At 69.8% G+C, this 18837-nt stretch carries 18 protein-coding genes; 8 read left to right on the top strand and 10 right to left on the bottom strand.

Translation table 11 applies throughout. The features are described 5' to 3' along the window. Positions 1-107: 107 nt before the first annotated feature. From ACQBAU_RS17175 to ACQBAU_RS17160, 4 genes are all read right to left on the bottom strand, one after another. A complete protein-coding gene (locus ACQBAU_RS17175) occupies positions 108-890 on the bottom strand; it encodes a GNAT family N-acetyltransferase (protein ID WP_465255466.1) in 783 nt (260 codons plus the stop codon). Positions 891-1031: 141 nt separating this feature from the next. Beyond that, positions 1032-2609: an alkaline phosphatase D family protein gene (locus ACQBAU_RS17170; protein ID WP_465255467.1), complete on the bottom strand. Its 1578-nt coding sequence runs from the start codon at positions 2607-2609 to the stop codon at positions 1032-1034. A gap of 276 nt (positions 2610-2885) precedes the next feature. Beyond that, complete coding sequence (locus ACQBAU_RS17165) at positions 2886-3254, bottom strand: VOC family protein (protein WP_465255468.1); 369 nt, start codon at positions 3252-3254, stop codon at positions 2886-2888. 99 nt (positions 3255-3353) lie between these two features. After that, positions 3354-4160 (bottom strand): MerR family transcriptional regulator, encoded by an 807-nt coding sequence (locus ACQBAU_RS17160; protein ID WP_434549596.1) that lies wholly within the window; start codon positions 4158-4160, stop codon positions 3354-3356. Between the two features lie 82 nt (positions 4161-4242). Between ACQBAU_RS17160 and galE the strand changes: the two genes are divergently transcribed. Further along, positions 4243-5232, top strand: coding sequence for a UDP-glucose 4-epimerase GalE (gene galE / locus ACQBAU_RS17155; RefSeq protein WP_465255469.1), 990 nt, complete (start codon positions 4243-4245; stop codon positions 5230-5232). Between the two features lie 11 nt (positions 5233-5243). Then, positions 5244-6050, top strand: a complete 807-nt coding sequence (gene ppgK, locus ACQBAU_RS17150; protein WP_465255470.1) for a polyphosphate--glucose phosphotransferase — start codon at positions 5244-5246, stop codon at positions 6048-6050. Positions 6051-6168: 118 nt separating this feature from the next. On the opposite strand, the gene argS is transcribed toward ppgK, so the two are convergent. Next, entirely contained in the window at positions 6169-7806 is a 1638-nt protein-coding gene (argS, locus tag ACQBAU_RS17145; RefSeq protein ID WP_465255471.1) for an arginine--tRNA ligase, read from the bottom strand. Positions 7807-7892: 86 nt separating this feature from the next. On the opposite strand from argS, the gene ACQBAU_RS17140 reads away from it, so the two are divergent. The 4 genes from ACQBAU_RS17140 (at position 7893) to ACQBAU_RS17125 (ending at position 11013) form a co-directional block, all read left to right on the top strand. Further along, a complete protein-coding gene (locus ACQBAU_RS17140; protein WP_465255472.1) occupies positions 7893-8717 on the top strand; it encodes an aldo/keto reductase in 825 nt (274 codons plus the stop codon). Positions 8718-8728: 11 nt separating this feature from the next. After that, on the top strand, positions 8729-9550 hold the full coding sequence (locus ACQBAU_RS17135; protein WP_465255473.1) for an aldo/keto reductase: 822 nt from the start codon (positions 8729-8731) through the stop codon (positions 9548-9550). 24 nt (positions 9551-9574) lie between these two features. Continuing rightward, a complete protein-coding gene (locus ACQBAU_RS17130; RefSeq protein ID WP_465255474.1) occupies positions 9575-10039 on the top strand; it encodes a hypothetical protein in 465 nt (154 codons plus the stop codon). Positions 10040-10254: 215 nt separating this feature from the next. Continuing rightward, a complete protein-coding gene (locus ACQBAU_RS17125) occupies positions 10255-11013 on the top strand; it encodes a DUF1353 domain-containing protein (RefSeq protein ID WP_465255475.1) in 759 nt (252 codons plus the stop codon). Positions 11014-11023: 10 nt separating this feature from the next. On the opposite strand, the gene ACQBAU_RS17120 is transcribed toward ACQBAU_RS17125, so the two are convergent. Further along, a complete protein-coding gene (locus ACQBAU_RS17120) occupies positions 11024-11458 on the bottom strand; it encodes a VOC family protein (protein ID WP_465255476.1) in 435 nt (144 codons plus the stop codon). A gap of 201 nt (positions 11459-11659) precedes the next feature. On the opposite strand from ACQBAU_RS17120, the gene ACQBAU_RS17115 reads away from it, so the two are divergent. Beyond that, entirely contained in the window at positions 11660-12553 is an 894-nt protein-coding gene (locus ACQBAU_RS17115) for an SDR family oxidoreductase (protein ID WP_465255477.1), read from the top strand. A 104-nt stretch (positions 12554-12657) separates the two neighbouring features. Here the strand turns inward: ACQBAU_RS17115 and ACQBAU_RS17110 are convergent, their stop codons facing one another. Beyond that, positions 12658-13713, bottom strand: a complete 1056-nt coding sequence (locus ACQBAU_RS17110) for an RNA polymerase sigma factor (protein WP_465255478.1) — start codon at positions 13711-13713, stop codon at positions 12658-12660. Between the two features lie 1328 nt (positions 13714-15041). After that, positions 15042-16043, bottom strand: a complete 1002-nt coding sequence (locus ACQBAU_RS17105; protein ID WP_465255479.1) for a DUF2867 domain-containing protein — start codon at positions 16041-16043, stop codon at positions 15042-15044. Between the two features lie 54 nt (positions 16044-16097). Here ACQBAU_RS17105 and ACQBAU_RS17100 point away from each other — a divergent pair, with 54 nt between their 5' ends. Then, entirely contained in the window at positions 16098-16682 is a 585-nt protein-coding gene (locus tag ACQBAU_RS17100; RefSeq protein WP_465255480.1) for a TetR/AcrR family transcriptional regulator, read from the top strand. Here the strand turns inward: ACQBAU_RS17100 and ACQBAU_RS17095 are convergent. Both ACQBAU_RS17095 and ACQBAU_RS17090 read right to left on the bottom strand, forming a co-directional pair. After that, on the bottom strand, positions 16651-18225 hold the full coding sequence (locus ACQBAU_RS17095) for a PH domain-containing protein (protein ID WP_465255481.1): 1575 nt from the start codon (positions 18223-18225) through the stop codon (positions 16651-16653). The two genes, ACQBAU_RS17100 and ACQBAU_RS17095, sit on opposite strands and share 32 nt — an antisense overlap. Further along, positions 18222-18713, bottom strand: a complete 492-nt coding sequence (locus ACQBAU_RS17090) for a PH domain-containing protein (protein ID WP_434549786.1) — start codon at positions 18711-18713, stop codon at positions 18222-18224. Before ACQBAU_RS17090 ends, ACQBAU_RS17095 begins: the two co-directional genes overlap by 4 nt. Positions 18714-18837 lie beyond the last annotated feature (124 nt).

Genomic DNA, 18837 nt, shown 5'->3' with positions numbered 1-18837 from the left:
GCTCGGGGCGCCCGAAACGCGGCGATCTCGAGGCGATGTCCGGCCGACGCGCTCAGTTCCTCGAAATCGCCGCGTTTCGGTACGCGGGGTGAGCTGCTGTGGCCGGATCAGCCGGTGAGCAGCCCGCGGGAGTGCCAGGCACGGGCCGTACGGAAGCCCAGTCGTTCGTACACCCCACGGGCCACGGCGTTGTCGGCGTACATGCCCAGCGTGCAGACGCCCGACCGGGCGAGCGCCCACCGGGTCAGGCCCGTGGTGACCGCGGTGCCCAGCCCCTGTCCGCGGTGCTCGGTGTGGGTCACGATCCCGGCCAGGTGCGGGGCACCGGTGGCCTCGAGTTCGGCGCCGCCGACCGCGATCAGTCCGGCGTCAGGGGTACGGATGCCGACCCAGTGGACCATCCGGCCGGAACCGGTGTCGGCCCAGACCCGCGGATTGTGGGCGATCGAGAAGGCGGTGATCTCCTCGGCATCGGCGGTGTCGTCGAGCACCTCCAGCTCGCGCTCGAGGACACGCCGTCGAGGTTCGTGGGTGGTCCACAGCCAGTCCCAGTCGCCGCCCTCGCCGAGCTCGAACACCTCGTGCGCGACGGCGGCGTGCTCACGGACGACGCTGATCGACTGGCTGGCCAACCGGGTCAGGTGGCCACCGTCGCGCAATTCCTCCAACGCACCGCGGACGCGCTCGGCCTCGGTCGCCTGCCGGCCCCGGCCCACGGCACCGTGCAGCGGCGCGACCCAGAACCCGCGTCGCCAACCGCGCCGCTCGACCAGCGCGATCTCGTCATGGACCCACACCTCACCAGGCAGGTCCGCTGCGACGGCCCACCGCACCCACGGGTCGTTCCCGGAGCGGGCGAGCAGCTGGTCATGACTGGTCAGGCGTTCCATCGGCGGTCAGCGTATCCGGCCACCCGATGGTTTTCCGCAGCGCGACCGGTCGACCGGAGGGGGGGTCCGCGAAACGGCGGCCTGCCGTGTTCGCGGTCCGGCCCCCACAGTTCGACCGGTCGCTCTGCGGAACGGCCCGGCTCAGCGGCGGTGGAGTGCGCCCTCGCCGCGCGGCACGACGAACTCGGCGTCGGTCGACACCGGTGCTCCCGGCGTGGTCACGGCCGACACCGTACGGAACCGTGCGGTGGCCTCGGTGCGGCTGATCGTGGTCGACACGTAGCCGCGGCGGTTGGCGATGTAGCGGACGTGCGGGTTCTCCGCCAGCACCTCCGGCCCACCACGGATGGTGTCGGACCCGTCGCCACCGGAGGAGATCGCGGTGGTCACCAGCTCGGCGCCGAGAGGGCGGGATCCGGGATCCCAGAAGTCGGTCTTCAACTCGTTCGCGAAGTGCATGTGGACGTCACCGGTCAGCACCAGCGCGTTGCTCTCCGGCCGGCTCGCGAGCGCGGCGATCACCTTGTCCCGGTCGGCGCGGTATCCGTCCCAACCGTCGGAGCCGAGTGTCTCCACCTCACCGGGGGTGATGTCGCGCTTGCTGAAGAACACGCTCTGCGCCAGCACCTGCCAGGCCGCCGGTGACTCCCGCAGCCCGCTGGTCAGCCACTCACGCTGGGCCGTCCCCAGGATCGTCCGGTTCGGGTTCGTCTGCTCGGTGCAGTTGGCGAACCACCACGTGCGGCCACCGTCGTGGCAGGCCTGCAGGTCACGGTACTGCCGGGTGTCGAGGACGTGCAGGTCGACCAGGTCGCCCCAGCTGAAGCGTCGGTACAGGTCCATGTTCTCGGCGCGGGGTCGGCTGCGGCGGCGCAGCGGCATGTTCTCCCAGTACGCCTGGGTCCCGGCCGCCCGTCGCGCCAGCCACGTCTGGGTCGGCACCCCACCCTTGGGGTACAGACCTGCCCAGTTGTCCTGGATCTCGTGGTCGTCCCAGGTGACGATCCACGGCGCGGCGGCGTGCAGTTCCCGGGTCGGCGCCTCGGCCTTGTACACACCGTAGCGGCGCCGGAAGTCGGCGAGCGTGATGCAGGTGCTGCCCGGGTGGGTCCGGAATCGGCTCGCGACCCCGGCACCCTCGTAGATGTAGTCGCCCAGGGCGAACACGACGTCGGGCCGCTCGTCGGCCGCGTGCTGGTAGGCGGTGAACAGGCCACCTTCGTAGTGGCTGCACGACACCGAGACCATGTGGAGGTCGCGCGTCGATCCGCGTGGTGGCATGGTCTGCGTCCGGCCGATCGGGCTGTGCTGCTGGCCACATCGGAACCGGTACCAGAACTCGGTGTCGGCAGGCAGGCCCTCCAGTTCGACGTGGACGCTGTGGCCCCAGGCCGGCACGGCGTCGACGCCGCCGCGGCGGATGACTCGGGTGAACGCCGCGTCGGTGGCGAGCTCCCACTGGACCGGGATGTCGCGATCAGGCATCCCGCCGTGACCGTCGGCGGCGACCGGGTCGAGCGCCAGCCGCGTCCACAGCACGACCCCGTCGGCCGTGGGGTCCCCCGACGCGACGCCCAGGGTGAACAGGTCCCCCTGCCGCCAGATCGGTGTGGCGTGGGCGCGGGAGACTCCGGCTCCGGCGATGGCGGCCGTCGCGGCGGCACCCGCCGAGGAGGCCAGGAGAGTGCGTCGGGTCAGCGGTGTTGACGGTGCGGTCATGGGCAGATCACCTTCTGTGTCGAGAACAGGACGTGTGGGGAAGCAACCACTGATCATGCCCCGGGCAGAAGCAGCGGTGGCGTCCACCGCGCCTTGTTCGCCAAGACGTCGACTCCCTGTCCTCGGATGTTTTCCGCAGAGCGACCGGTCGACCGGAGGGGGAGTGCGCGAAACGGCGGCCTGCCGTGCTCTCCGCGTGGCCCCCGGGTTTCGACCGGTCGCTTTGCGGAAACCGCGGCGGTCGTCGCCACCCGGTGCGGGAGGCGGGGCTCGTGGTCAGTGCTCGCCGGACTCGTCGGCGACGTCGAAGAGGTTGCCCTCCGGGTCGGCCAGGGTCGTCCAGACGATGCCGTACTCATCCCGTGCGGTGACCTTGGTGGCGCCGGCGGCCACCAGACGCTCCAGCTCGGCGGCGTAGTCAGCCGTCGCCAGGTCGAGGTGGATGCTGTTCTTGGCCGGTCGCTCGTCGGGGACCCGGAGGAACATCATCCCGGGCGACATCCGCGGCTCGGCCGAGTTACCGATGGTCGCGAATTCACGGCTGGCGCCGGGGTCGACCGGCTGGTGCAACACCTCACCCCAGAAGACGGCGAGGCGGGCGGCGTCGTCGCAGTCGACGGTGATGGATGCGATGGACAGGGGCATGGCGAACTCCTCGGATCGGTCGTGCGGGTCGGGTCGGTGGTACGGATCTCGGTCGTACGGTCGTACGGGCGTGCGGTCCGTGCGAGTGTGAGTGGCGAGTCAGGGGACCGGCCAGCACACCTCGGTGCGCAGTTCGGCCGGGTCGTCGGTGCCGTCGGGTCCCACCAGATAGCGTTCCCGGATCGGACCGGGGGCGCTGCCGCCGTGCTCGGCGACGAAGCTGCCCAAGGCCCCGTAGGTCTGGTCGAAGTCGACGAAGGAGCCGACGTGCAGCGCCACGGCGAACCGTTGCGCCGGCAGCCGCATCCGGACCAGGCCACCCACGGCCTGCGTCTCGTCGGCCACCGGTACGAAGGCGACCACCTCACCGCGGTCGCCGGTGAAGAACTCTTCGGCGTACGTCGCCCCGGCGTCACCGGCCGGGTCGACTCCGGCCGCGGCGAGCTCGCGGTGGATCGCACCGAAGGCGCCGTCACACCATTCCATGATCGACTCCGTGGCCACCTGGTCCCGTACGGCCACCACCTCCGTCGCCGGAGCCAGGCGGAACTCGACCGGGAGTGGGGACGGAGCGCCGCCCAGGAGTCGGCGCAGCGAGGCAACCACCTCGCGGGTCCGGTCGAGCTCTGACTCCATCCGGCCAAGATGTTCGCGCAGCACCGTGTCGCGCCGGTCCAGGTCGCCGGCGTCGATCACCGTTCGGATCTCCGGCAGCGGCATCTGCAGCGTCCGCAGCCGTCCGATCAGCTGGGCGGTCGTCACCTGCTCGACGTCGTACCGTCGGTAGCCGGTGAAGGCGTCGACCTCGGCCGGCTCCAGCAGCCCGATGTCGTGGTAGTGGTGCAGCGCCTTCACGCTGAGCGAGGTCATCCGGCTGAACTCGCCGATGGTCACGTACGTGCTCATGGCCGTCAGCCTGCACCCTCCGGTGACCGGAGGGTCAACAGGTGCCGTCGCATCGCCCCGGATTGCGTCTAGGCTCAGAACCATGACGTGGTTGGTCACCGGCGGCGCCGGGTACATCGGGTCGCACGTGGTGCGTGCCCTCACCGCGGCCGGTCTTGGCGCGGTGGTGATCGACGACCTGTCCAGTGGGCACCCCGGGTTCGTGCCCGACGACGTGCCGTTCGTCCGGGCCTCCATCCTGGACGCCGAGGCCGTACGCCATGCCCTCACCGGTCACGCGGTAGACGGGGTCATCCACGTCGCGGGCTTCAAGTACGCCGGGGTGTCGGTCGAGCGGCCGCTGCACACCTACACCCAGAACGTCACCGGCACCGTCACACTGCTGCAGCAGATGGCCGAGACCGGCGTCGACAAGATCGTCTTCTCGTCCTCAGCAGCGGTGTACGGGGCCCCCGACGTCGACCTCGTCACCGAGGACACGCCCAAGCAGCCGGCCTCACCGTACGGGGAGTCGAAGCTGGTCGCGGAGTGGCTGCTGGCCGACCAGGCCAAGGCTCGGGATTCCTTCGTGCACACGAGTCTGCGCTACTTCAACGTCGTCGGATCGGGCCATCCCAGGCTCTACGACACGTCCCCGCACAACCTGTTCCCGATCGTGTTCGACACGTTGTTGGCCGGTGGTACGCCGACGATCTTCGGTGACGACTACGACACCCCCGACGGGACGAACGTGCGCGACTACGTGCACGTGGCCGACCTGGCCGCCGCCCACGTGGTCGCCGCGACCCGGCTGGCCGCCGGCCGGGCCGTGGAGCCTGCGTACAACCTCGGGTCGGGCGACGGTTCGTCGGTGCGGGAGATCATGACCGCGATGGCCCGGGCCACCAAGATCGACTTCACCCCCGCCATCGGCGCCCGACGGCCGGGGGACCCCGACCGGATCGTGGCGAACGGTGACCTCGCCGCACGCGACCTCGACTGGACGATGCGGCACGACCTGCTCGACATGGTCACCTCCGCGTGGCAGGCACGGCAGGCAGCCACCGAAGCACCGCGGCCCGCCGCGCAGTAGAGTCGACGGTCATGGTGGCACAGCGGCTTGCACTGGGGATCGACGTCGGCGGTTCGGGGATCAAGGGGGCTCCGGTCGACCTTGACGCCGGGGAGTTCAGCACCGAACGGCGCCGCATCGCCACGCCCAAGAAGTCGACGCCGCAGAACGTCGCCGAGGTCATCGCCGAACTGGTCGAGCACTTCGCCGACCAGCTCACCCCGCAGACCCCGGTCGGCATCACGATGCCGGCGATCGTGCACCACGGGGTGACGATGTCGGCGGCCAACATCGACGATGCGTGGATCGGGTTCGAGGCGGAGAAGCTGCTCGAGAAGACCCTGCAGCGTGATGTCTACCTGGTCAACGATGCTGACGCCGCCGGAGTCGCGGAGAGTCACTTCGGTGCGGCGAAGGGTGCCCAGGGACTGGTGATCCTGACCACCCTGGGGACCGGGATCGGGTCGGCGATGATCCACAACGGGGTGCTGATCCCCAACTCCGAGCTCGGCCACCTCGAGATCGACGGCCACGACGCGGAGTCGCGCGCGGCGTCCCGGATCAAGGACGAGGAGGGCCTGTCGTACAAGAAGTGGGCCAAGCGGCTGCAGCGCTACTACGAGGTCGTGGAGTTCCTGTTCTCACCGGACCTGTTCGTCGTCGGCGGCGGAGTGTCCCGCGATGCCGACGAGTTCCTGCCGCTGCTGAAGCTGCGCACCCCGATCGTGCCGGCCAAGCTGCGCAACACCGCCGGCATCATCGGGGCCGCCCACCTGGCCGCGGACCTGCAGGAACGCGGCCTGTCGCACGTGACACCAGAGATCGACAGCAACGCCTGATCCCGGTTCCCGGCCGAGCCTCGCAAGGAAGGTCGTCTGAGCGACACAGGCGGACGTCAGCTCCACGCCTGTCGCTGTGGCGCCCTTCTGTACGAGCGCGTCGGGCGACGAGCTGGCGTCACATCCGGTCGGGCGCCTCGATCCCGAGCAGGTCCAGCCCTGCGGCGAGCACGTCGCGGGCTGCGGTGATCAGCGCGAGCCGCGATTCCCGCAGGGTGCCTTCGCTGCGTAGCACCGGGCAGTCGTCGTAGAACCGCGCGACCGCGACCGCCACGTCGTACAGGTAGGTGCACAGTCGGTGCGGTTGCAGGGTGTCGCCGACCTCGACGACCGTGTCGCCGTAGCGGGACAGCAGCAGCGCCAACGTCTGCTCGGTCGGATGCGGCAGCTCCAGCACCTGCTTGCCGACGGCGATAGCGTCCGCCTCGGCCTTGCGCAGCACCTGGCAGATCCGGGCGTGGGCGTACTGCAGGTACGGGCCGGTGTTGCCGGTGGTCTGCACCATCCGATCCAGGTCGAACACGTAGTCCTTGCCGAGCCCGTTCGACAGATCGGCGTACTTGATCGCCGCCAACGCGATCGGCCGTGCCGCCTTCTCCTCGGCAGCGTCGAGCAGCGACTCCAGGCTCGCGGCCGTACCGTCCCGGGTCTTGAACGGCTTGCCGTCAGTGCCGAGCACCATGCCGTACCCGACGTGTTCGGCGTGCACCGTGTCGGGCAGGTAGCCGACCTGCTTCGCCGCGGCGAACACCTGCGCGAAGTGGCCGCCCTGCCGGGCGTCGGTGACGTAGATGATCCGGTCGGCCCCGAGGTCGGCGACTCGACGCCGGATGGCGGCCAGGTCGGTGGTCGCGTAGCCGTACCCGCCGTCGGACTTGCGGATGATCAACGGGGCGCTGAAGCCCTCGGTGAACACACACAGCGCGCCGTCGTCGACCACCGCCACGCCGGACGACTCGCACTCGGCGACCACGGTGGCCAGGTCGTCGTTGTAGGTGGACTCGCCGGCCAGGTCCGCATCGGTCAGCTTCACCCCGAGGCGGGCGTATGCCTCGTTGAACCCGACGAGCGAGATGGTGATCAACTGCTCCCAGATCTCGCGAGTCCGGGCATCACCGGACTGCAGGGCGACGACCCGCTTGCGAGCACGGGTGGCGAACTCCTCGTCGGTCTTGAAGTGTGCCGACGCACGCTTGTACAGGGCATCGGCCTCGGGCAGGGTCAGCCCGCCGACGTCCAACCCCTCCTCGAGGATCTGCTCCACCAGCGTGCCGAACTGGGTGCCCCAGTCACCGATGTGGTTCTGCGGTATGACCCGGTGGCCCAGCGCGGTGAGCACCCGGTTGAACGAGTCGCCGATGATCGTGGTCCGCAGGTGACCCACGTGCATCTGCTTGGCCACGTTCGGCGAGGAGTAGTCGATCACCACGGTCTCGCCCGGCTCGGCGAGCGGCACCTGGAGTCGCGGATCGGCGAGCAGGTCGGTGACGCCACTGGCCAGTGTCTGTTCGGTGAGTCGGATGTTGATGAAGCCGGGGCCGGCGATCTCCAGCGGCTCGCACAGGTCGGCGACGTCGACGGTGTCGGCGATCCGCTGGGCGACCTCGCGCGGTGGCTTGCCCTCGGTCTTGGCCAGTCGCAGCGCGACATTGGTCTGGAAGTGCCCGAACTGCGGCTTGGTGGCCGGGCGCAACTCAGGGTCCACCCCGGTGGCGGAGGTGAAACGCTGCTGCAACTCGACTACGTACGACGGCATGTCGGCGATTCTCCCACGACACCCCGGGCGGCCAAATTCGGTTTCGGGCAATAGGGTGAGGTTGCACCGACACAGGAGGTTTCCCGATGACCGAAGACGTGCCCACCGTCGCCCTCAACGACGGCAACCTGATCCCGCAGCTCGGCTTCGGGGTCTGGCAGGTGTCGACCGATGACGTCGTGCCGGCCGTACGGACTGCGCTCGAGGTGGGCTATCGCCACATCGACACCGCCGCGGTGTACGGCAACGAGGCCGGCGTCGGTCAGGCGATCCGCGAGTCGAAGATCGACCGCGACGAGCTGTTCGTCACCACCAAGCTGTGGAACGACCGGCACCGCGACGTGGTCGGCGCCGCGAAGGAGAGCCTCGGCAAGCTCGGGCTGGACCACGTCGACCTCTACCTGATCCACTGGCCGTCGCCGCGGCACGGCGACTTCACCGCGGCCTGGGAGCAGATGCAGGAGGTGCGTGCCCAGGGGTTGGCGCGGTCGCTGGGCGTCAGCAACTTCACCCAGACCCACATCGACACGATCATGCAGTTGATCGACACGGTGCCGGCGGTGAACCAGATCGAGGTGCACCCGACCTTCGCCCAGCGTGCGATGCGGGCCTACAACGCGTCCAAGGCCATCACGACGCAGGCATACAGCCCCCTCGGCACCGGCGCCGACCTGAACCGGCCCGAGATCGTCGAGATCGCCGACCAGATGTTCCGTACGCCGGCGCAGGTCATCCTGCGGTGGCACCTGCAGCACGGCCACGTCGTGTTCCCCAAGTCGATCACCCCGCACCGGATCCGGGAGAACTTCCGGCTGTTCGACTTCGAGCTCGACGACGACGCGATGAAGCAGATCGACAGCGTCGACGAGGGCAACCGGGTCGGCAACGACCCGGAGACCGCAGACTTCTGAGGAGACCGCCGATGAAGCAGATCCCGAACGTCCAGCTGCTCGACGGCACCAGCATTCCGCAGCTCGGCTACGGCACCTACCAGGTCGACCCGGCGGAGACGTTCGATCTCGTACGGACCGCGCTCGAGCTCGGACATCGCCACATCGACACCGCGGCGCTCTATGCCAACGAGGAAGGGGTGGGGCGGGCGATCAAGGAGTCCGGCATCCCCCGTGACGAGTTGTACGTCACCACCAAGGTGTGGAACGACCGGCACCACGAGGTGCCGCAGGCGATGGCCGAGAGCCTCGAGCGACTCGGTCTTGATCATGTGGACCTGTACCTGGTGCACTGGCCGGCGCCGGTGGTCGGTGACTACCGCACCGCGTGGCAGGAGTTGATCAAGCTCCGCGAGCAGGGGCTGACCACGTCGATCGGGGTGTCGAACTTCGCGATCAGCCACCTCGACCAGATCATCGCCGACACCGATGTGGTGCCGGTGATCAACCAGGTCGAGCTGCATCCGACGTTCCCGCAGACCGAGCTGGTCGCCCACCACCAGCGGCTGGGCATCGTCACCGAGGCGTGGGCACCACTGGGCAAGGGTGCTGATCTTGACGGTGAGGTCGTCGGCTCGATCGCGTCCCGGATCGACGCGACCCCGGCGCAGGTGGTGCTCGCCTGGCACCTGACGAAGGGGTACGTGGTGTTCCCGAAGTCGGCGAATCCGAAGCGGATCGCGGAGAACTTCGACCTGGACGGGGTCACTCTGACCGCGGACGACGTTGCGGCGATCGACACCCTGGACGCCGGCAACCGGCAGGGCGCCGACCCGGAGACAGCCACCTTCTGATCTGAGCGGCGTAGAGGTAATCAGATGACCGGACCACCAAGCGACCCGATTGAGGCGGCTGCTTGGTTGCGTGACAAGTACGACTGGCTCGATGACCTGATCACGACGGTTACGGATCCCATTCTTGGAACCGAATCACCAGCCCAGTGGCTGAGCGAGTTGGCCATTGGGTTTCGAGACATCCAGGATCAGAAGCATGCGTGGGATCAGTACGAGTCAGTTCACCCCGAGCCCTACGGGCAGGGAGATGAGGCGTGGGGCCGGTGGAATCAGGCGGGACCGGGGCACCGGACCAAGATCGGGCACGCCATTGTCCACCTACCGCTACGAGATCGGCTGGTGCTGCAGTTGGTTGTCTCGCTGGCTATTGAAGAGTGCGCCACCGTGTGGCGGGTTAGCAGCATGCGAAGGTTGACCGATCGCGAGGTTCCCCTGCTCGAGGACTGGATCACGATCGTGCGGTCCCAAGTGCATCATTCCGGGGGTTGAAGGGCTGTTTCCTCCTGAATCCCGAGCACAGGATTTTGAGAACGGCTTCCTCTGGTGGGATGGCGAGAGTGTGTACGGAGAGTGGTACGAAGAGAGACCTGACGGGCCCGTCAAGCGGACCGTGCGGGTGGAGGGTTGAGCGTGAGCTGATGGAAGCTTCACCCACGATCGTGTGACAACCCAACACTGTCACCGCCGCGCTCTACGCTGCGGGTATGGGTGAGTTCTTCGATGCCGAGACTGGCGGCCCGGCCCGGCTGGAGTTGCTCAGCGTCGACGGGCACGACTTCCACGTGCTACGGCGGCTGGGCTACCGGTCGGATCGCCACGACGAGGTGTTCGAGTACCCGGCCGACCTCGAGTCGTTTCGTACTGACATGGCTTCGGTGCCGACGGTCTTCCGCTGGTTGGTTCCGCGTAGCGGTGCCTTTCTCCCAGCCGCGGTGCTGCACGACGCGATCACCGAGCCGACGTCGTACACCGGCCCGCGGGTCGACCGCACCGAGGCCGACGCCATCTTCCGTACGGCCATGGGGGAGTTGGGCACCGGGGTGATCCGCCGGTGGCTGATGTGGGCGGCGGTCACGATGGTGACGATGTGGTACGCCGAGACCGGGCGATTCTGGCGACGGATCGCCTTGGTCGGGACGATCGTGGTGATCACGATCCTGGGGCTGCTGGCCACGGCCGACCTGGTCGACCTGATCACCTGGGTGCCGTGGATGGGTGAGGGCCCATGGTGGGTCGAACTGGTGAGTGGTGCCGTCGGGGCCATCTTGATCCCGGCCGCTTTGTCGCTGACGTGGGGACGGCACGCCTTGGCCGGCTTGATCACCGGGTGGGCGTTGGCGTTCCTGATCCACGTCACGATCGCGGTGTCACTCGTCTACGCGCTCTACCACGTGATCGAGCGGATCGTGAGTGGACCCCATGACCGGCGCGGGGTCCACCCGCGATGCCGTACGACCGACTGACTGGCGCCCGTCAGCCGTCCGCGGCGGCCGATTCCTCGGTCGCGAAGTCGACCATCCAGCTGATGCCGAACTTGTCGGTGAAGGCGCCGTACTCGTCACCCCACACCTGCTTCTCCAACTTCATGGTGACCTCGCCGCCCTCGGAGAGCTTGGCGAACCAGTCGCGCAGCTGTTCGGCGTCCTCGAGGCCGCCGCTGAGGCTGATCGTGATCTGCGAACCCTTCTCGAACGGCATCCCCGGCGGCAGGTCCGAGGCCATCAGCGTGATGCCCGACGGGGTGCTCAGCTGGGCATGCATCACGCCCTCGGGGTCGACGCCCTCGCCGCCGCCGAACTCGCCGAACGTGCTGACCTTGAGGTCACCACCCAGGACGGACTGGTAGAACTCCATCGCCTCACGGGCGTGACCGTCATAGTTGAGGTACGGGTTGAGCTTGGCAGCCATCACGGCTCCGATCCTTCGGCGGGACACCCGGTGCGTCCCTTCCACGTCAGGCTATGACCGCCCCCCGACAGGACGGAACCCCTCGAACACGCGGAAGCCCTCGAAACACACGGGACCCTCGAAACACACGGGACCCTCGAAACACACGGGACCCTCGAAACACATTGCCGCGGCGACGGTCGCCCCGCTAGCGTCAACGACGTGACGACCCCGACCTCCGCCACCCCGCGCCCCGAACCCGACGAGGGACGACTCGACACACACGACGAGCTCGACGGGCGTGAGGGGCGTGGAGGTGCGCTGGCCGGTCGGACCGCCGTGGTCACCGGGGTGAGCCGGCGGCAGGGGATCGGGTACGCCATCGCGTCGCGGCTGGCGCGGATGGGGGCGAGCCTGTTCATCCAACACTGGGCGCACCACGACCACGACCAGCCGTGGGGTGGCGACGACCTGGATGCCGTACGGGCCGGGCTGGAGGAGCAGCTGGTGGGGGAGGCGTTCCTCACCGATGCCTCGATCGACCTCGGCACCACCGGTGGCCCGCAGGAGTTGATCACCGTCGCCGCCGAGGCACTGGGCCACATCGACATCCTGATCTGCAACCAGGCCCGCAGCGGCGGCGACGGCCGGCTGGCCGACCAGACCGTCGACAGCCTCGACGCGCACTGGCGGGTGAACACCCGCGCCACCTTGTTGGCCACCCGCGACTTCGCCGCCCGACACGACGGTCGACCCGGTGGGCGCGTCGTGTGGCTCACGTCCGGACAACAGCTCGGGCCGATGACGGACGAGATCGCGTACGCCACCTCGAAGGCGGCGCTCGCCGGCGTGACGGCCTCGGTCGCCGACGACCTGATCGACCGTGGGATCATCCTCAACACCGTGAACCCGGGGCCGGTCGACACCGGCTACCTCACGGCCGAGACCTCTGACCGTACGGACTGGTTGCCCGAGCTGTTGGCGCACAGCCCGACCGGCCGCTTCGGGGAGCCGGACGACCCGGCCCGACTGATCGCCTGGCTGGTCAGCGACGAGGGTCGCTGGGTGGTCGGTCAGGTGATCAACAGTGAGGGTGGCTTCCGCCGCTGGTCATGATCACCACCGGCGCGGCCGCGCCCCCGGCCGGGCAGTTGATCATGGAGTCACCCCATGATCAACTGCTGCGCCGGCGTACGGTCACGATCCGTCGGCAACCATGATCAGGCGCTGCCCGGGCACTCCAGTTCGTCCTCGTCGTACAGGCAGCTGTCGCTGACGTCCTGGCTGTACATCGAGTGCGAGCGCCGGTCCTCGACCTCCGCCGCCGCGCAGGCCGTCGCCCGCCGGTGGTAGACGTCCCGGTCGGTCGGGGTGGTGGCGGTGTCGGCCGCCCGGCGGAACGCGACGGTCGCCCCGCGCTCGTCCCCGGCCGCCGAGAGCAGGTCGCCCCGCACTGCTGACACCACGTGCGAGGGGGCGTCCTCGGCGCCGACGGCGTCCAGGACCACCAACCCGGCCTCGGGGCCGAACGCATGGCCGTGGGCGACGGCCCGGTTGATCGCGATCGCCGGCGAGGGTACGTGGCGGGCGAGCAGGTCGTACCAGGCCGCGATACGGGCCCAGTCGGTGTCCTCGGCGCGGCGGGCCCGGGCATGGCAGGCGGCGATCTCGGCCTGCAGCACGTACATCCCGACCGGTCGCGCGAGCCGATGGGCCCGACGCAGGGCACGCAGGCCACGGTGGATCAGCAGCTGGTCCCATCGGTCCCGGTCCTGCTGTTCCAGCAGCACCGGCTCACCGTCGGAATCCGTGCGGGCCGGCAGCCGGGAGGCCTGCAGCTCGAGCAGTGCCTGCAGGCCGTGCACCTCCGGCACGCCGGGGGCGACCCCGGCCAGGATCCTCGCCAGTCGTAGGCCTTCGTGGCACAGCTCGGGTCGCCCCTGTCCGTGCCGGGCTGCGGTGTAGCCGTCGTGGAAGACCCGGTAGACCACCGCCATCACGTCCTGCAGGCGCGATGCCCGGTCGGCGGGAGCCGGTGGCACCGCAGGATCGAGGCCTGCCTCGGCCAAGGTCCGCTTCGCCCGGGACAGCCGCTGCGCCATGGTCGCCTCCTTGGCGCCGTACGCCCGGGCGATCTGGCCCGTGGTCAGCCCACCGACCAGCCGCAGGCAGAGCGCGGCCCGCGACTCCGGGGTGAGCGCCGGATGGCAGGTCAGGAACATCAGGCCCAGGACGTCGTCCTCCACGTAGTCCAGTTGTTCAGTCACTTCGGTCATGTCGTCCTCACGAGGGTGTGGGCGACCGGTACCGCTCTGACACGCAGGATGGCTGCATGCCGAGGCGTTCGGTCGCCGGCGTACGACGCGGGTCGTGCCCGATCCGGGCCGGTGTCGCGCCACCCGCACCGACGACCGAGCCCGGGCTCGGCGCCATGGGGCGCGCCGCCGGGGGCCGGGTCGTCGTGTCGGGCTCTCGGGTCTGCCACGGCGATCCGATGCACCTGTGCGGTGAGCGGCCCGGGACTCGCTGGGTCCTGGCGTCCGTGAGCGGTGGGTGGGGCAAAAGGTGACGCCGTGCGGGAAGGGTCCGGCTGGCGTGGGTGTCGTCATCGGGGTGCGTGCGATCCCCGACTTCCGTGGTCCTGACGCTGGGTCCGTGCGGTGTGGTCCTGGCATCGGGCTGCGTCGCGGTGTCGGCGATGGCCGGTGGGCCCCCGTCCGCCGCGGCGCCTCTCGGGAGAGCGACGTCGGTCTCGGTGTTCACTACGTGGATCGGTGCGAGTGGCATGCCGATGTTCGCGCCGAGATGGCGGTGGGTCACATTTCGCACGGCAGGCCTCCTGTCCCGATCGACTGGTGCGATCGCCGGAGCCCGGTCAGCACGAGGGCCCCAGTGATCTTGACCGACCCCGAGGACGCCGCAGGGCGCGGTGGTCTCGGGGTGGGTGTGGTGGCGCCGGTTGGCGATCCCGGTGGGTTTCCTCGACGGGATGGTCCCAACGCCAAGTGATACATAACCGTACGACTTAGCCGGGCGCAAGGGATTTGTGGCACGTCGAAGGAAGCCAGCTGGCGGCCCTGAACGCGGGCCATGCCAGGGCGCCTGTCTCGGCGTCATGGCGACTCCTCCATTCCTCTCACCAAGACGTCGAACGGGGCGCGCGAAGATCGACACCCGCGGCGGAAATTCCTCAGAGCGACCGGTCGGCGAGGCGGGGAGGGCGCGGCTGAGCGCGGCGCCGCGGGTCCTGGCCACTCGACCGGTCACTCTGCGGAATCCGCCGTTCACCGTCGACCCGGGCCAGCGCCGGCGGCTGGCTGCGGCCCCGACCGGGGGTGTCGCCGCCCGCCGGCGGGCTGTCCGGGGTCCTCCTCCGGCGCCGCCACATCGGGCGGGATCTGCGGACCGTGCGACCGGATCTGCGGCCCAGGTTCGCCGGGGGACAGGGCGGCGCCACGGGCGCCTCGCCCGACAGGGCCGGATTCCGCAGATCGACCGGTCGGCGCGTGGGGGAGGGAGCGGCTGAGCGTGGGGCGGCCGCGGCCCCGCTACTCGACCGGTCAGTTTGCGGAATCCGCCGGCTGGCCCGGCGCATCCCGTCCACTCAGCCAGTCCGGGCCACCCCGCGCCGGCCCCGTCCGGTGCGGCGGGAGCGGCGGGCGGCGAGGGCAAGCTGCCGTGCGGCCCGGTTGAGCATCGCCCGCACGATGACCGGATGGGCTACCCGGACAGGAACAAGGTAGAGCCGGCCGCGGAGGTTGTGGGTGTGGGCGGCGGTGCTGAGGGTGACCCGGTCGCCGCTCACCAGCACCGACGCGCGGAAGTCGAGGTGCTCGTCGTCGTCCCCCAGCAGCACCTCCCCGCCGGCGACCCCGTCGCGACGCTCGTGGGTCCGGAAGGCCGACGCGTCCGACTGCGGGATCCCGACGAGGCGCACCAGTTGGTTGCGGAGCAACAGCAGCGCCGTCACCCAGCCCGGCGGGCTCCGGAAGGCCGCGTCGGCCCACACCTGCGGGTCGGTGGGCAGGCCGGGGCGCCACTCGACCTGCCAGGCGTCGAGCAGGTCGGCACCCTCGACCCACGGCCTCAACAACGCCGCCTCCTCGGGGATCGGCGCCGCGGTGGCGCCGTCGCCGGTGACCGGCCACAGTGCCCGCGCCACGGGCGACCAGCGCGCAGGCCGGGCGACGGCCCCGGTGGCCTCACGTTCGGCGTTGTCGAAGATGTCCTCGGTGACCGCATCGTGCAGCGGCTCCACCACCGCCGGCAGGACCAGCCGCATCAACCCGCGTGGTTCGGCATCGACCGCCAGTCGGATCCGGCAGCGGGAAGGACCCAGCGGCTCGACGGTGAAGTCCATCCTGCCGTCCAGTCCGGTCTCGGGCAGGAACACGAAGCCCGCACGGCGCCGCGGCTCGTGCACGTCACACCGGTACCGGATGGTGCTGTGACCGCCGTCGGCGCCGACCTGCAGCCGTCGGTCCAACACCATCGGCCAGAACTCCGGGGACGGCCACAGGCGATCCTCGGGCCCACCCAGATCGTCGAGCAGCGCCCCCACCACGTCGGCCGGGGCGTCGATCACCCGCTCATGAACGTTCCTCATGCTGACTCCTCCGTACGGAACCGTATGGTCACTCCGTACGGTAGCGTACGGTGAATGGCGAGGAAACTGAATCGTGACGACTGGGCCCGCGAGGCCCTGACCGTGATCGGGGAGTCCGGGCTGGGAGCCGTCGCGGTCGAGCCCCTCGCAACGCGGCTCGGGGCGACCAAGGGGAGCTTCTACTGGCACTTCGCCGATCGGGCGGCCGTCGTCGACGCCGCCATCGCGTTGTGGGAGCACGACCACACCGAGGGCATCATCACTGCGGTCGAGCAGTCCCGCGAGAGCGGCGACACTCCGCAGCAACGGCTGCGCCGGCTGCTGGACCGCGTCATCGGCGACCACGACGGGGATCGCATCGAGTTGGCGCTGCTCGCCTCGGCCGACGATCCGCGGGTCGCGCCGGCGATGCAGCGCACGACTGAGCGGCGGATAGCCTACGTGACGACGCTGTACGAGGAGATGGGGCTCGAGTCCGGCGAGGCCAGGGCGCGGGCCGTGATCGCGGTCAGCGTCTACCTGGGCCACTTGCAGTTGCGGTACGGCAGCGCCGTGCTGCCGTCAGGTGCGGCGGGTCGCCGGCACCTGGACCTGGTGGCCCGGGTGCTCATCGCGGAGGCGGGTCCGGCCACTCGCTGAGGGTGCCCGCCGCGGGTGGCTCATCGGGCCCGTCGTCGGACAGGTGCTGCTGACGCTGCTGTTCCGGTTCATGGTCGACGAGCGGCAACGCCGCCTCCCGGGCCTGCTTGTCGGCGACCGCCAGCACCCGGGCATGGCGGGCCCGGTTCAGTTGGCTGGTCGCCAGCGCCCGGGCGTCCTCACCCGACAGGTCCGGGATCCGCCAGGTGACCGGCCCCTTGGTGGTGTCGATGTGCACGGTGGCGAGGTCGAACCGCCGCTGCACCGGGCCGCGCGTGATGCGTACGGACTGCGTCTTGGCGTGCGGCACGATCTCGCGCCGCGCCATCAACCAGCCGATCGTGTTGACCGCGATGCGCTCGTCCATGCCGTACCGGATGGTCGGCGCGTTCCACCACCGGCGCCACCGGGCACGGCGCGGGATCCCGGTCAGCGGTACGGCTTCATGGTCGGTCCCCGGCAGGCAGTGGGCGAGCGCGGCCCGGACCTGGTCGAGGGTGGCGACCGGGAGCAGCAGCGAACTTGCGTCCGAGCGGCCCTCCCCGGTGTCGGAGCCGCCGCTGTAGCCGAGCACGTCGACGTCGACGCGGTACCAGCCCGGGGGCCGCCACAGCAGTGGCTGGCTGATCCGTAGCCCCTGGATCCGGTCGATCGGCAGCGACTGGCTGGTCAGGTTGGTCAGCCCGCGGGTGATCCGCAGGCCGCGGCCGGTGTCGGCGAGGCTGTAGTTGAACTGGGCGATCACCCGGCGTGACAGCAACGACACGACCGTGATGCCGAACCCGATGAAGGCCGGCACGAAGAACACGAGGATGTCGAGGGCCAGGCCGATCACCACCATCACCACGCCGATCAGCACGGTCCACACGAACTCCGGCGACAGCAGGAAGCCGCCGACCAACTGGCCCGGCGAGATCGTGGTGAGCACCCGATCGGTGCTGGCCCGGTCGGCCAACACGTCGGCGTCGGACCGGGCGCCGAGGTCGGCCGTCTCGCCGTGGGCCCGGGCCAACAGGTAGTCGCGCAACCGGGTGGCGTCACTGCGGCGCAGGTACCTGATCTTGGCGCCGTCGCCGCTGCCGGCCTCGATCCGCAGCTCGGCGAGCGAGAACAGCCTTGCCCCCAACGGTTGGATCAGGTCCACCGACTGGATCCGGTTGAAGCCGATCTTGCGGGACACCTTGGTCAACATCCCGGTCTCGATCCGCAGCTCGTTCTCGTCGATCACGAACTTGGTGAACCACCAGGTGACGAACGAACCCAGCGCGGCCAACGCGACGACCACCGCGACCCCGCCGATGATGTACGGCAGTGGTGGCAGTTGATCAAGGAGATTGCCGTTGCTGCCGTCGGGGATGAACTCGCGGCCCACGTACACCACGATCGCGAGCAGCACGATCCAGCCGCGGATCAACGGGGTCAGCGGGTGGGGTCGGCGCTCCCGAGGCAGGTCGGCCGGCGGCGACAGCTCCGGTTCCGCCGGAGCCGGTGTTCCGGCCGAAGTCGGCGTCGGCTCGGCGGCTGGCGGCAGTTGATCACTCATAGCCCCGTGGCCCGCGACTCGCCCAGCTCGGTCAGGTGGTCCCGCAGTCGGGCCGCCTCCTCCGGTGGGAGCCCGGGGATGCTGGCGTCGGTGTCGGCCGAGGCGGTGACGAACGAGATGGTGGCGAGTTTGAACGCCCGCTCGAGGGGGCCCGACGTCACCTCCACGACCTGCATCCGGCCGTACGGGACGGCGGTCAGGGTGCGGAACATGACGCCGTGGGTGACGTACAGGTCGTCCTCGCGCAGCGCATACCCCCACGCGCGCCACTGCCGTGGCACCAGGACCAGGCTGAGCACCAGCAGGGCTGCGCCGACGCCCCAGCAGATCGCCGAGATCCACCACAGCTGGAATCCCAACCCGAGGATCAGCGCCGGGATGGTGGAGACGACCACGGCCCCGACGACGTTCCGGACGACCTCCAGGGTGCGATAGCGGGGCGAGATGCGGTGCCACTCCTGGTCGGGCGGGGCGAAGAGCGTGTCCATGGTCACCTGAGCTGCTGGTCGATTGGGTCGCCCTCCATGGTGCCAGCCGTCGCCCACCCCGGTGCCGGTGTGCACGTTGCCGGGACCGTGTCGTACGGAAGGGCGTTCTGGTGACACAGCTGGA

This window comes from Carbonicoccus niuqiaonis (assembly GCF_050157065.1).
Taxonomy (GTDB): domain Bacteria; phylum Actinomycetota; class Actinomycetes; order Propionibacteriales; family Propionibacteriaceae; genus Avipropionibacterium.
Note: the sequence above shows the minus strand (reverse complement) of the source record. Positions and strands in the feature narration are given on the sequence as shown.

Coding starts and splice junctions, on each gene's coding strand:
- ACQBAU_RS17130 (WP_465255474.1), top strand. CDS start 9,575: ATGACCGGACCACCAAGCGACCCGATTGAGGCGGCTGCTTGGTTGCGT.
- ACQBAU_RS17095 (WP_465255481.1), bottom strand. CDS start 18,225: ATGAGTGATCAACTGCCGCCAGCCGCCGAGCCGACGCCGACTTCGGCC.
- argS (WP_465255471.1), bottom strand. CDS start 7,806: ATGCCGTCGTACGTAGTCGAGTTGCAGCAGCGTTTCACCTCCGCCACC.
- ACQBAU_RS17090 (WP_434549786.1), bottom strand. CDS start 18,713: ATGGACACGCTCTTCGCCCCGCCCGACCAGGAGTGGCACCGCATCTCG.
- ppgK (WP_465255470.1), top strand. CDS start 5,244: ATGGTGGCACAGCGGCTTGCACTGGGGATCGACGTCGGCGGTTCGGGG.
- ACQBAU_RS17165 (WP_465255468.1), bottom strand. CDS start 3,254: ATGCCCCTGTCCATCGCATCCATCACCGTCGACTGCGACGACGCCGCC.
- ACQBAU_RS17140 (WP_465255472.1), top strand. CDS start 7,893: ATGACCGAAGACGTGCCCACCGTCGCCCTCAACGACGGCAACCTGATC.
- ACQBAU_RS17170 (WP_465255467.1), bottom strand. CDS start 2,609: ATGACCGCACCGTCAACACCGCTGACCCGACGCACTCTCCTGGCCTCC.
- ACQBAU_RS17100 (WP_465255480.1), top strand. CDS start 16,098: ATGGCGAGGAAACTGAATCGTGACGACTGGGCCCGCGAGGCCCTGACC.
- ACQBAU_RS17120 (WP_465255476.1), bottom strand. CDS start 11,458: ATGGCTGCCAAGCTCAACCCGTACCTCAACTATGACGGTCACGCCCGT.
- ACQBAU_RS17135 (WP_465255473.1), top strand. CDS start 8,729: ATGAAGCAGATCCCGAACGTCCAGCTGCTCGACGGCACCAGCATTCCG.
- ACQBAU_RS17125 (WP_465255475.1), top strand. CDS start 10,255: ATGGGTGAGTTCTTCGATGCCGAGACTGGCGGCCCGGCCCGGCTGGAG.
- ACQBAU_RS17110 (WP_465255478.1), bottom strand. CDS start 13,713: ATGACCGAAGTGACTGAACAACTGGACTACGTGGAGGACGACGTCCTG.
- ACQBAU_RS17105 (WP_465255479.1), bottom strand. CDS start 16,043: ATGAGGAACGTTCATGAGCGGGTGATCGACGCCCCGGCCGACGTGGTG.
- ACQBAU_RS17160 (WP_434549596.1), bottom strand. CDS start 4,160: ATGAGCACGTACGTGACCATCGGCGAGTTCAGCCGGATGACCTCGCTC.
- ACQBAU_RS17175 (WP_465255466.1), bottom strand. CDS start 890: ATGGAACGCCTGACCAGTCATGACCAGCTGCTCGCCCGCTCCGGGAAC.
- galE (WP_465255469.1), top strand. CDS start 4,243: ATGACGTGGTTGGTCACCGGCGGCGCCGGGTACATCGGGTCGCACGTG.